The organism is Streptomyces sp. NPDC047706 (genome assembly GCF_043204795.1).
Lineage (GTDB): Bacteria > Actinomycetota > Actinomycetes > Streptomycetales > Streptomycetaceae > Streptomyces.
Window position 1 is genome coordinate 1 of the sequence record NZ_JBIDCW010000031.1, and the last position, 12,769, is coordinate 12,769.

7 protein-coding genes and 3 pseudogenes are annotated in these 12,769 nt (G+C 72.3%); 3 read left to right on the forward strand and 7 right to left on the reverse strand.

Annotation, left to right across the window (positions count from 1 at the left end):
• The 5 genes and pseudogenes from ACGF8A_RS29480 to tkt all read right to left on the reverse strand — a co-directional run.
• Positions 1–605, reverse strand: a pseudogene (locus tag ACGF8A_RS29480) (glucose-6-phosphate isomerase); the annotation flags it as partial.
• Positions 598–1,536, reverse strand: coding sequence for a glucose-6-phosphate dehydrogenase assembly protein OpcA (gene opcA, locus ACGF8A_RS29485; RefSeq protein ID WP_393113255.1), 939 nt, complete (start codon positions 1,534–1,536; stop codon positions 598–600). The pseudogene ACGF8A_RS29480 and the gene opcA, both read right to left, overlap by 8 nt.
• Entirely contained in the window at positions 1,533–3,122 is a 1,590-nt protein-coding gene (zwf, locus tag ACGF8A_RS29490) for a glucose-6-phosphate dehydrogenase (protein WP_393113256.1), read from the reverse strand. Before zwf ends, opcA begins: the two co-directional genes overlap by 4 nt.
• Positions 3,119–4,264: a transaldolase gene (tal, locus tag ACGF8A_RS29495; protein ID WP_393113257.1), complete on the reverse strand. Its 1,146-nt coding sequence runs from the start codon at positions 4,262–4,264 to the stop codon at positions 3,119–3,121. The genes zwf and tal overlap by 4 nt, the downstream gene beginning before the upstream one ends.
• Before the next feature lie 19 nt (positions 4,265–4,283).
• Entirely contained in the window at positions 4,284–6,368 is a 2,085-nt protein-coding gene (gene tkt / locus ACGF8A_RS29500; protein WP_393113259.1) for a transketolase, read from the reverse strand.
• A gap of 160 nt (positions 6,369–6,528) precedes the next feature.
• Between tkt and ACGF8A_RS29505 the strand changes: the two genes are divergently transcribed.
• Complete coding sequence (locus ACGF8A_RS29505; protein WP_393113260.1) at positions 6,529–7,425, forward strand: helix-turn-helix domain-containing protein; 897 nt, start codon at positions 6,529–6,531, stop codon at positions 7,423–7,425.
• Positions 7,426–7,561: 136 nt separating this feature from the next.
• On the opposite strand, the gene ACGF8A_RS29510 is transcribed toward ACGF8A_RS29505, so the two are convergent.
• Both ACGF8A_RS29510 and ACGF8A_RS29515 read right to left on the reverse strand, forming a co-directional pair.
• A complete protein-coding gene (locus ACGF8A_RS29510) occupies positions 7,562–8,959 on the reverse strand; it encodes a glycoside hydrolase family 16 protein (RefSeq protein WP_393113261.1) in 1,398 nt (465 codons plus the stop codon).
• 510 nt (positions 8,960–9,469) lie between these two features.
• Positions 9,470–10,873: pseudogene (locus ACGF8A_RS29515) on the reverse strand (beta-galactosidase domain 4-containing protein); the annotation flags it as partial.
• A 154-nt stretch (positions 10,874–11,027) separates the two neighbouring features.
• Here ACGF8A_RS29515 and ACGF8A_RS29520 point away from each other — a divergent pair.
• Together ACGF8A_RS29520 and ACGF8A_RS29525 are read left to right on the forward strand one after the other, a co-directional pair.
• Complete coding sequence (locus ACGF8A_RS29520) at positions 11,028–12,368, forward strand: 6-phospho-beta-glucosidase (protein WP_393113262.1); 1,341 nt, start codon at positions 11,028–11,030, stop codon at positions 12,366–12,368.
• A gap of 108 nt (positions 12,369–12,476) precedes the next feature.
• A pseudogene (locus ACGF8A_RS29525) lies at positions 12,477–12,710 on the forward strand (hypothetical protein); the annotation flags it as partial.
• Between the last annotated feature and the right edge of the window lie 59 nt (positions 12,711–12,769).

The following is a 12,769-nucleotide window of genomic DNA, read 5'->3' on the forward strand; positions in this document are numbered from 1 at the left end:
AGCGTCTCGGCCGCATCCAGGTCCCGCGTCGCCTCGTGCAGGTCGGCGCCGTCGACGTTGGAGACGAACCGCACGGTCAGGTCACGGTCGGTGAAAGCGCGCAGCACCTCGTAGGCCATCGCCGGACCCAGGTCGGAGCCGCCGATACCGATGTTGACGACGTTGCGGATCCGCCTGCCGGTGTGCCCGGTCCACTCACCCGAGCGAACCCGGTCGGCGAAGCCCGCCATCTTCTCCAGCACCGCGTGCACACCCGGCACCACGTTCTCGCCGTCGACCTCGACCACCGCCTCCCGGGGCGCGCGCAGCGCGGTGTGCAGCACCGCCCGGTTCTCGGTGATGTTGATCCTCTCGCCCCGGAACATCGCGTCCCGCAGCCCGAAGACATCCGTCGCGGCCGCCAGCTCCTGGAGCAGGGCCAGCGTCTCGTCGGTGACGAGGTGCTTGGAGTAGTCGATACGAAGATCGCCGACGGTGACGACGTATCGCTCCGCACGGCCGGGATCGGCCTCGAACAGCTCCCGCAGGTGGGCCTTCCACTCGGCGCGGTGGTCCTCCAGCGCTGTCCACTCGGGCCGCCGTGTCAGCACAGGCGTGTCAGACATGAGAGAGCGTCTCCTTGGTGATGCCCTCGCCCCGCAGGGCGACGGCGTACATCTCGTCCGCGTCGAGGCGCCGGAGCTCCTCGGCGATCAGTTCGGAGGTGGGGCGCACCTTCAGCGCCAGGGTGCGCGGCGGCTGGCCCGGCAGGGACAGCGTGGCCAGCGGGCCTTCGGGCCGGTCGATGACGATCTCGCCGCTTTCCGTGCCCAGCCGGACGCCGGTCACCACGGGACCCGCGGTCTCCACCCGGTCGACGGCGACGTGCAGCCGTGCCTCCAGCCAGCGGGCCAGCAGCTCGGCGCTGGGGTTGTCGGCCTCGCTCTCCACGGCCGCCGAGGTGATCCGCAGCCGGGCCTGGTCCAGGGCCGCCGCCAGCATCGAGCGCCAGGGGGTGAGGCGGGTCCAGGCGAGGTCGGTGTCGCCGGGCGCGTAGGACCGGGCACGGGCGTCCAGCGCGGCCAGCGGCGTCTCGACGGCGTACATGTCGGTGATCCGGCGCTGGGCGAGGGCGCCGAGCGGGTCCTTGGCGGGCACCTCGGGCGCGTCCACCGGCCACCACACGACGACCGGCGCGTCCGGCAGCAGCAGCGGCAGCACCACGGAGTCGGCGTGGTCGGACACCTCGCCGTAGGTACGCAGCACGACCGTCTCGCCGGTGCCGGCCTCGGAGCCGACGCGCACCTCGGCGTCCAGCCGGGACTGGGTGCGCTCGCGCGGGGAGCGGGCGTGCCGCTTGATGACGACCAGGGTGCGCGAGGGGTGCTCGTGCGAGGCCTCCTCGGCCGCCTTGATGGCGTCGTAGGCGTTCTCCTCGTCCGTGACGATGACCATCGTCAGGACCATGCCCACGGCCGGGGTGCCGATGGCGCGGCGACCCTGCACCAGCGCCTTGTTGATCTTGCTTGCCGTGGTGTCGGTCAGGTCGATCTTCATGGCCTGCGCCAGCTCCGTCCGTCTCGTGCGAGCATCTCGTCGGCTTCCGCGGGGCCCCAGCTGCCCGCGACGTACCGCGCGGGGCTGCCGTGTGCGGCCCAGTACCCCTCGATCGGGTCGAGGATCTTCCAGGACTCTTCCACTTCCTGGTGACGGGGGAACAAATTGGCGTCACCCAGGAGGACGTCGAGGATGAGCCGCTCGTACGCCTCGGGACTCGACTCGGTGAAGGACTCGCCGTACGCGAAGTCCATCGTGACGTCCCGGATCTCCATCGACGTGCCCGGCACCTTCGAGCCGAACCGGACCGTCATGCCCTCGTCCGGCTGGACGCGGATCACGATCGCGTTCTTGCCGAGCTCCTCGGTGGCCGTGGAGTCGAAGGGGGAGTGCGGCGCCCGCTGGAGGACGACCGCGATCTCCGTGACCCGGCGGCCCAGGCGCTTGCCGGTGCGCAGATAGAAGGGGACGCCCGCCCAGCGGCGGTTGTCGACGTGGAGCTTGATCGCGGCATAGGTGTCCGTGGCGGACGCCGCGTCGATGCCGTCCTCCTCCAGATAGCCGCGCACCTTCTCGCCGCCCTGCCAGGCCGCCGTGTACTGGGCGCGCACGGTGTGCCGGCCGAGGTCCTCGGGCAGCTTCACCGCCTTCAGCACCTTCAGCTTCTCCATCAGCAGCGAGGGCGCGTCGAAGGAGGCGGGTTCCTCCATCGCGGTGAGGGCCATCAGCTGCAGGAGGTGGTTCTGGATGACGTCACGGGCCGAGCCGATGCCGTCGTAGTAGCCGGCCCGGCCGCCGATGCCGATGTCCTCGGCCATGGTGATCTGCACATGATCGACGAAGGACCGGTTCCAGATCGGCTCGAACATCTGGTTGGCGAAGCGCAGCGCCAGGATGTTCTGGACGGTCTCCTTGCCCAGGTAGTGGTCGATCCGGAAGACCTGCTCCGGGTCGAACACGTCGTGCACGATCGTGTTGAGCTCGCGGGCCGACTTCAGGTCGTGCCCGAACGGCTTCTCGATCACCGCCCGCCGCCAGGAGCCCCGCGGCGCGTCGGCCAGCCCGTGCTTCTTCAGCTGCTGGACGACCTTGGGGAAGAACTTCGGCGGCACGGAGAGGTAGAACGCGTAGTTGCCGCTGGTGCCCCGGGAGGCGTCGAGCTCGTCGACGGCCGAGCGCAGATGCTTGAACGCGTCGTCGTCGTCGAAGTCGCCGGGCACGAACCGCATGCCCTCGGCCAGCTGCTGCCACACCTCCTCACGGAACGGCGTGCGCGCGTGCTCGCGTACCGCGTCGTGCACGACCTCCGCGAAGTCCTGGTCCGCCCAGTCCCGGCGGGCGAACCCGACGAGCGAGAAGCCCGGCGGCAGCAGGCCCCGGTTGGCCAGGTCGTAGACTGCCGGCATCAGCTTCTTGCGGGACAGGTCACCCGTGACGCCGAAGATGACCAGCCCCGAGGGGCCGGCGATCCGGGGCAGGCGACGGTCCCGGGCGTCGCGCAGCGGGTTGCTCCAGTCGGGGGACGGGCCGGCCGGCACGGACGTTTCCCCGGCGACCTGCTCCCCAGTGGTCGGTTCGGTGCTCATTCCCCGTCAACTCCCTTACCGGTCAGCGACTTCGTCACGGCGTCCAGCAGCTCCTGCCAGGCCGCCTCGAACTTGGCGACCCCCTCGTCCTCCAGCTGACGCACCACCTCGTCGTAGGAGATCCCCAGCCGCTCCACGGCCGCCAGGTCGGCCCGCGCCTGCGCGTAGCCGCCGCTCACGGTGTCACCGTGGATGTGGCCGTGGTCGGCGGTGGCGCGCAGCGTGGCCTCCGGCATGGTGTTGACCGTGCCGGGTGCGACCAGGTCCTCCACATACAGGGTGTCCTTGTATGCAGGGTCCTTCACACCGGTGGAGGCCCACAGCGGGCGCTGCTTGTTGGCCCGCGACCCGGCCAGGACGGTCCACCGGCCCGCCGAGAAGACCTCCTCGTACGCCGCGTAGGCGAGCCGCGCGTTGGCGAGCGCCGCCCGGCCCTTCAGCGCCAGTGCCTCCTTGGTGCCCAGCAGGGTCAGGCGCTTGTCGATCTCGCTGTCGACGCGGGAGACGAAGAACGACGCGACGGAGTGGATGCCGGCCAGGTCGATCCCCGCCGCCCGCGCCTTCTCCAGACCTGCCTGGTAGGCGTCCATGACCTCCCGGTACCGCTCCAGCGAGAAGATCAGCGTGACGTTGACGCTGATCCCGGCGCCGATCACCTCGGTGATCGCCGGGAGGCCGGCACCCGTCGCCGGGATCTTGATCATCACGTTGGGCCGGTCGACGAGCCAGGCGAGCTGCCGGGCCTCGGCGACGGTGGCGCGGGTGTCGTGCGCGAGGCGCGGGTCGACCTCGATGGAGACCCGGCCGTCCCGGCCGCCGGTGGCCTCGTACACCGGCTGCAGGATGTCCGCGGCGGCCCGGACGTCGGCGGTGGTCATCATGCGCACGGCCTCGTCGACCGTGACACCCCGCACGGCGAGGTCGGCGAGCTGCTCCTCGTAGCCCTCGCCGGAGCCGATGGCGGCCTGGAAGATGGACGGGTTGGTGGTGACGCCCACGACGTGGCTGGTGGCGACGAGTCCGGCGAGGTTGCCGGACGTGATCCGCTCGCGCGAGAGGTCGTCCAGCCAGATCGACACGCCCTCGTCGGACAGGCGCTTGAGTGCTCCCGCGGTGGCGGATGCTTCGGTCACAGTGATCATCTTCCTTCTTGCGATCGGATCAACCACGCGCGGCAGCGAGCGATTCCCTGGCCGCTGCGACGACGTTCTCGGCGGTGAAGCCGAACTCGGCGAACAGGGTCCTGGCGTCGGCCGAGGCGCCGAAGTGTTCGAGGGAGACGATGCGTCCTGCGTCACCTACGAAGCGGTACCACGTCAGGCCCACTCCCGCCTCGACGGCGACGCGCGCCTTCACGGACGGCGGAAGCACCTGCTCGCGGTACTCGCGCGGCTGCTCCTCGAACCACTCGACGGACGGCATCGACACCACCCGGGCCGGCACACCGGCCTCCTGGAGCCGCTCGCGCGCCTCCACGGCCAGCTGCACCTCGGAGCCGGTGGCGATGAGGACGACCTGGGGCGTGCCTCCCTCGGCCTCGAACAGCACGTAGCCGCCGCGCGCCGCGTCCTCGTTCATCTCGTACGCCGGTACCGCCTGCCGGGTGAGGGCGAGGCCGTGCGGTGCCGGGTTCGCGGTGTGCCGGCGCAGGATCTCGGCCCAGGCGACGGCCGTCTCGTTGGCGTCGGCCGGACGGACGACGTTCAGCCCCGGGATCGCGCGCAGGGCGGCGAGGTGCTCGACGGGCTGGTGCGTCGGCCCGTCCTCGCCGAGGCCGATGGAGTCGTGCGTCCACACATAGGTCACCGGCAGCTGCATCAGCGCCGACATGCGCACGGCGTTGCGCATGTAGTCGGAGAAGACCAGGAACGTGCCGCCGTAGACGCGGGTGTTGCCGTGCAGGGCGATGCCGTTCATCGCCGCCGCCATCGAGAACTCGCGGATGCCGAAGTGAATCGTACGGCCGTACGGGTCGGCCTCCGGCAGCGGATTGCCCTGCGGCAGGAAGGACGAGGCCTTGTCGATGGTGGTGTTGTTCGAGCCGGCCAGGTCGGCCGAGCCGCCCCACAGCTCGAGGATCACCGGGCCGAGCGCCTGGAGCACCTTGCCCGACGCGGCACGCGTCGCGACCGGCCGGCCCGCTTCGAAGACGGGCAGCCTCTGCTCCCAGCCCACGGGCAGCTCGCCCTTGCTGAGACGGTCGAACTCGGCGGCCCGCTCCGGTTCGGCCTCCCGCCAGGCCGCGATCCGCCGGTCCCACGCGGCGTGCGCCTCGGCACCCCGCCCGAGGGCGCGGCGGGTGTGGGCGCGCACCTCCCCGGCGACCTCGAAGCTGCGCTCGGGGTCGAAGCCCAGCACCCGCTTGGTGGCGGCGACCTCGTCCGCGCCCAGCGCCGAGCCGTGCGAGGCCTCGGTGTTCTGCGCGTTCGGCGCGGGCCAGGCGATGATCGTGCGCATCGCGACGAGGGAGGGACGCCCGGTCTCGGCCTGCGCCGCCCGCAGCGCCGCGTACAGCGCGTGGACGTCGATGTCGCCGTTCGGGGCGGGCTCGACACGCTGGGTGTGCCAGCCGTAGGCCTGGTAGCGCTCGATCACGTCCTCGGAGAACGCTGTCGCGGTGTCGCCCTCGATGGAGATGTGGTTGTCGTCGTAGAGGAAGACGAGGTTGCCCAGCTTCTGATGGCCCGCCAGCGACGAGGCCTCGGCGCTGACGCCCTCCTGAAGGTCGCCGTCGGACACGATCGCCCAGATGGTGTGGTCGAAGGGGGAGGCGCCCTCGGGCGCGTCCGGGTCGAACAGGCCGCGCTCGTAGCGGGCGGCCATGGCCATGCCGACGGCGTTGGCGGCACCCTGCCCGAGCGGCCCGGTGGTGGTCTCGACGCCGGCGGTGTGCCCGTACTCCGGGTGCCCGGGGGTCTTGGAGCCGTGGGTGCGGAAGGCCTTCAGGTCGTCGATCCCCAGTTCGTACCCGGCGAGGTGGAGCTGGGTGTAGAGGGTGAGCGAGGTGTGCCCGGGGGAGAGCACGAAGCGGTCACGGCCGGGCCACTCCGGGTCGGCCGGGTCGTGCCGCATCACCTTCTGAAAGAGCGTGTACGCCGCCGGGGCGAGGCTCATCGCGGTTCCTGGGTGGCCGTTGCCCACCTGCTGCACGGCATCGGCCGCCAGCAGGCGTGCGGTGTCGACGGCCCGCCGGTCGAGGTCGGTCCACTCGAAGCCGCCGGGCCCGTCGGGTGACTGCGTGCTCATCTGTAAGCCGTCCTCTTCAAAAGGTCAACGAAACCAGCGATGCGGCCGGTCGGACGCGTTCGACCTTAAAAGTCTGACTTTTTGGCGGGAAGGTTGGGGTGTGTCAGCCTGTGGTGAAAGTGGGACACGCCCACCGGCGACGAGGTGGCACGAGAAGGACATGGCGGACATATCTATCCAAGGCGGTCGCGTGGGGGACGGCATCCGGACGTTCCCCTTCCCGGTCGAGCAGAGTGTCTGCGGCGTCGGCATGCAGGTCGGCACGATGGACCCCGGCCAGGCCTGGCACTCGGACGCTCCACCGGATCGCATCCACCGCATCGACTTCCATGTCGTGATGGTCTTCGGCGGCGGACCCGTACGGCACATGGTCGACTTCACCGAGTACGAGGCGAAGGCCGGTGACGTGCTGTGGATCCGCCCGGGACAGGTGCACCGCTTCACGGCCGGGAGCGAGTACCGCGGAACGGTCCTCACCATGCAGCCCGGCTTCCTCCCGAGGGCCACGGTCGAGGCCACCGGCCTGTACCGCTACGACCTTCCGCCCCTGCTGCGTCCCGACGCCACCCAGCTCGCGGCCCTGTGCGCCTCCCTCGCCCACCTGCAACGCGAGTACGAGGACGCGGCGACACTGCCCCTGAGCCTGCGCACGGCGGTACTGCGCCACTGCCTCAGCGCGTTCCTGCTGCGGCTGTCCCATCTGGCGGCCAGCTCGGCGGCAGCGGCGGCGCAGCGGGCGGACACCACGTTCACGCTCTTCCGGGAGGCGGTCGAGCGGGACTTCGCCACCAACCACAGCGTCAGCGCCTACGCCGACGCCCTCGGTTACTCCCGCCGCACCCTCGTCCGCGCCGTCGGCGCCGCCACCGGCGACACCCCCAAGGCGTTCATCGACAAACGCGTCGTCCTGGAGGCCAAGCGCCTGCTCGCCCACACCGACCTGCCCATAGGCCGCGTCGGCGCGGCGGTCGGCTTCCCGGACGCGGCCAACTTCTCCAAGTTCTTCCATCAGCACACGGACAGGACACCGGCGTCCTTCCGGGCGGAGCTGCGCTGAGAGTGCTGACCGGCCAGGCCGGTGACGCGGCTCCCGGCGGCCGGATCCGGACGGCAGGCTCTTGGCGGGCTCCGCCGCGGCCGGGCACGGCCGCGGGCCGGGACGTCGCCGCCCCGGCCCCTTCCTGGTGCCGCCGTCAGCGGCCGAAGGTGAACCAGTTCACGTTCACGAAGTCGGCCGGCTGGCCGCTGGTGAAGGTCAGATAGACGTCGTGGGTGCCCGTCACGGCGGAGATGTTGGCGGGGACCGTGCGCCAGGACTGCCAGCCGCCGGTGTTGCCGACCGCGAAGCTGCCGACGGGCGCGCTGGTGCGGCTGTCCAGGCGCACCTCGACCAGCCCGCTCACCCCGGAGCCGGCGCCGCTCGCGACCCGGGCGCTGAACTGCCTGGCCGGCGAGGAGCCGAAGTTGACGCCCCGGTACAGCGCCCAGTCGCCGCTCGCCAGCGCGCCGATGTTCTGCCCGCCGCCCGTGTCGGAGGTCCCCTCCGTCATCGTGCCGGACTGCCCGTCGTGGGACTCGGCCTGGATGGTGCCGTAGGCATCCCGGTTGCCGGCCGGGGGAGGTGTGGTGCCGCTCCCGTTGGACGACAGCACCTGGACGTAGTCGACGACCATCGGGTGGCCCGGCACCGTGGCCGCGTCGGGGCCGCCCCCGAAGGCGTCCACGAAGCCGCCGCCCATCGCCACGTTGAGGATGATGAAGAACCCGTGGTCCGTGGCGTTCGTCCAGGTGGCCGCGTCGACCTGGTTCTCCCGCACGGTGTGGAAATGGGTGCTGTCGACGTAGAAGCGGATCTCCTCGACGCTGCTGGAGCGGTCCCACTCCATGCGGTACGTGTGGAAGCCGGACTGACAGGTGGAGCCGGGGCAGGGGGCCGAACCGCCGATGCCGGTGGTCTCGTTGCACGGGCCGCCGGGTGAGGTGCCGCAGTGCATCGTCGCCCAGACGGTGTTGAGGCCCTGGACGTTCTCCAGGATGTCCAGCTCCCCGACGCCCGGCCAGTTCCAGTAGTTGCCGCGGAACGGGGCGCCCAGCATCCAGAAGGCCGGCCAGTAGCCGCGGGCGGCGGCGCCGGTGACGTTGGGCATCTGGATGCGGGCCTCGACGCGCAGTTTGCCCCCCGCCGGGGGCTGGAAGTCGGTGCGGTTGGTCTCGATGCGGCCCGACGTCCAGTTGCCGGCCGCGTCGCGGCGCGGGGTGATGCGGAGGTTGCCGCTGCCGTCGAGGGAGACGTTGCTGGTGCTGGTCGTCATCGTCTCGATCTCACCGGTGCCCCAGTTGGCGGGGCCGCCCGGGTAGCCCTTCCCGGTGGCGTACTGCCAGGTGGCGGTGTTGACGCCGGAGCCGGCGGCCCCGTCGAAGTCGTCGACGAAGACCTGTGTCCAGCCCGACGGGGGCGGCGGGGCGGCTGCGGTCGCGCTCGGCGTCACGGCCGTGGCGGCGAGCGCGGCCAGACCCAGCGTGCTCAGGACGGCGAGGAGCGCCCGCCGGTGGGGTCCGCGTCTGCGGGGAGTGCCGGAGGTTTCACTCATGGGGTGCCTCTCGGTACGGGAGTGGGGGTGCGCGGGTGTCCTGTCCGAGAGGACCCGCGGGATGTTTGAGAGCGCTCTCAGGCAGAGGGTGCGCGGACAATGTGCTCCCGGGCGCCGCAGCCGTCAAGAGGTGCAGCCGAGAAAGTCCGTGCGGGGCGGGGGAGTTCAAGCGATGAACGCGGACACGCTCGGCACCCCCGGCCAGGCCCTTGCCGGGCAGGCGGAGCGGACAGCCGGACCGGGCCGGGCGCCGACGGGGACGGCCGGGCGTTCGAGGCGCACAGCAAGAAGTGCCGGCGAAATCAGCGCACTGCCCCGGCGAGGCGCAGGCCGCCTCCGGGAGTGCCGGCGTGCGCGCTCCGCCAGTCTCGGTGCGCACGGGAAGTCGCCTCGGCCGTGCGTCGGCCGGCACGGATTCCCCCTGCTGCTGGTCAGGCGAAGTGCACACGTCTGCTCCGTGGGTGACGGATGGGCGGGAGGAGAGCCGAGGGGCGAGCGGGGAGGGAGGAGTCAGAGCGCGCGCAATGTCCAGCCCCAGCGGTGCGTGCCCGTTGGGACGGGATACGCCGGTACGGTGCCGGGCCCGCAGGACGGGGTGCCCAGGCCGCGGTGGACGGCGTCGACGTGCACGACGCACCCGGCGCGCGGGACGAGTTCGTCGTGGTGGGCGGCCGCGGCCAGGTCCGCGGCACGGCAGCGGCTGACCGAGATCCGGCCGGGCCGCCCCCGCTCCACCGCGAGACCGGTGGCGTGCGGCGCCGACAGCCTGAAGTGCCGCACGCCGTGCCGGCCGTCGCCCCCCGGCGGCCGCAGACGGGGGGTGGACAACTCGTCCACGGGGAGTGAGTGAGGGGCGACCGGGGCACCCACGCCACGGCCTGGGTACGACGCCCAGGGCCCCTGCCCGGACCGCTCCGGCAGATCCAGCCCGGCCACCGTCTCGAACACCGAGCCGACCCGCGCCACGTCGTGCAGCGTGCCGGGCAGCTGCGCCGACTCCTCGACATGGATGCCGCCCTCGACGGCCGTGAAGACCTGCTCGTGCCGCACGGTCCCGGCCTCGCAGACGTACTCGGCGAGCACGCCGACACTCCCGGCCGCCCGGCGTACGGCGACCAGCTTGCGGGCGGGTGCGGCGAGCCCCCCCTCTCGCCGGCGGTCCGCCATCCCGGCCGGCTCGTCGTTGTCGGCAGGCGCCCGCCGGAGCGACAGCTGGGGGGCGGCGGCCAGCAGGGGATGGACCAGCAGGCCGTCGGCGTCGAGCTCGACGTTATTGCCGGTCACCGGCAGAGCGGGCTGCACGGGGGTCGCCCGCAGCCGTACCCGCGGCAGGCACACCACCGTGCCCCGCGGCGCCCACGGCTCGTCCCGCGCGGTCGTCACCTTCAGCGTCAGCCAGGCCTCGCCCGGGTCCCCGGGCAGCTCGAAAGGCAGCGGCACCGCCGCCGTCTCGCCCGGTCGCAGATCGGGCAGCTCGGCCGGGCCGGTCAGCGTCCGGCCGTCGGCGAGGGACAGCCGCCATTCGCCGCTCAGCCAGTCCAGCCCACGGAAGTGCTGGTGGTTGCGGATCACCGGGCCCTCGTGCCGGAGACACTCCAGCCGTACCGGCGCCGCGATCTCCCGGTGCCCGTACAGCACCGCCTCGAGCGCCCGGTCCGGAAAGACCACACCGTCCGCGACGAAGGCGCCGTCGTGGGGCACCTCGCCGAAGTCACCGCCGTACGCCCAGCGGTGGCCGGGCGCGGCGACGCCACGCTCGTACAGCCCGGCGCCCGTGCGCCCCGGTCTTCCGTCACTCACTCGCCGGAGAATGCCCTGGTCCCAGGACCACCGGATGAAGCCGCCCTGAAGAGCCGGGGTGGCCTCGATGGCGACCCAGTGGTCGGCCGTCGTGCCGTCGCCGCCGCCCCTGGCCTGGAGTACTCGCCGCGGCCCTCCGGGAGAGTGGCCGACGCCGGGCATGCAGCCGCGCGGGGATGACGAAGGTGACGGGTACTGTGCATCGGATGCTGGCAGAACCACGACGTCGACTCGTCCGGTGGGCCCCCGTGACAGGAGAGGTGCAGGCGTGAGGCTGACGATTCTGGGCGGTGGCGGCTTCCGGGTGCCGCTCGTGTACGGGGCGCTCCTCGGCGACCACGCCGAGGGCCGGGTCACGCACGTCGTGCTCCACGACCTGGACGCCGGGCGGCTGCACGCGATCACCCGCGTCCTGGCGGAACAGGCCGCCGGGGTGCCCGACGCACCCGAGGTCACCGCGACCACCGACCTCGACGAGGCCCTGCGCGGCGCCGACTTCGTGTTCTCCGCGATCCGGGTCGGCGGTCTGGAGGGCCGCGCCCATGACGAGCGGGTGGCGCTCGCGGAGGGTGTCCTCGGCCAGGAGACGGTGGGCGCGGGCGGCATCGCCTACGGCCTGCGGACCGTGCCGGTGGCGGACGGCATCGCCCGCAGCGTCGCCCGGCTCGCCCCCGACGCCTGGGTCATCAACTTCACCAACCCGGCCGGACTGGTCACCGAGGCCATGTCCCGCCACCTCGGCGACCGCGTCATCGGCATCTGTGACTCGCCGGTGGGCCTCGGCCGCCGTATCGCCCGCGTGCTCGGCGTGCGCGACCCGGCCGCGGCGTGGATCGACTACGTCGGCCTCAACCACCTCGGCTGGGTGCGCGGCCTGCGCGTCGCCGGCCGTGACGAACTGCCGCGCCTGCTCGCCGACCCCGGTCTGCTCGGCTCCTTCGAGGAGGGCAAGCTCTTCGGCGCCGCATGGCTGAGTTCGCTGGGCGCGATCCCCAACGAGTACCTGCACTACTACTACTTCAACCGGGAAACCGTCCGCGCCTGCCAGGAGGCCGAGCAGACGCGCGGCGCCTTCCTCCGCGACCAGCAGGCCCGCTTCTACGAGCGGACGCGCGACCCCGGCGCCTCCGCGCTGCGAGCCTGGGAAGCCACCCGCGCCGAGCGCGAGGCCACCTACATGGCGGAGAACCGGGAGACGGCCGGAGCCGGCGAGCGCGCCGCCGACGACCTGTCCGGCGGCTACGAGAAGGTGGCGCTCGCGCTGATGCGGGCCGTCGCCCGGAACGAGCGCACGACGCTGATCCTCAACGTCCGCAACCGCCACACCCTCACGGCGCTCGACTCCGAGGCGGTGATCGAGGTGCCGTGCCTGGTCGACGCGGGCGGTGCGCACCCGGTGGCCGTGGACCCGCTGCCGGACCACGCAACCGGCCTGGTCTGCGCGGTGAAGGCGGTCGAGCGCGAGGTGCTGTCGGCCGCCGCCTCCGGTTCCCGTGCCTCTGCCGTCAAGGCCTTCGCGCTGCATCCGCTGGTCGACTCGGTGGCCGTGGCCCGGCGGCTGGTCGACGCCTACACGGCCGTCCACCCCGGCCTGTCGTACCTCGGGTAGAGCCCTCAGGCCCTCGACCAGAGGCCCCTCAAGGCAGGGAGATGCCCACGGCGGCTCGACCGCCTGTGGAAGACGGACCACCCCTCCGCCGGGATCCGGTCCGGCCACCTCTACGACTCCCGCGGCGGCCGGGCGCGCGGCGTCCAGCGCACCGGCTTGTCGCCGGCCGGAGCCCGGGTGACCGACCCGCTGGAGCGGCCGCTGCAGGACACGCACCTCGGTGGCGACGGCGGCGACGGCGGCGTCCCCGTGACGCTGCTGCCCTTTCAGATCCTGACGCCGCGCCTGCGAAGGGCTGACTGCCCGCGGCGTCACCGGGAAGGAACTCCCAGGAAGTTTTAAGGAAGCGGTGAACCGCCAGGTCATGGGCCGGATTCCGGTATCCGTGACCCCGGCCGTTC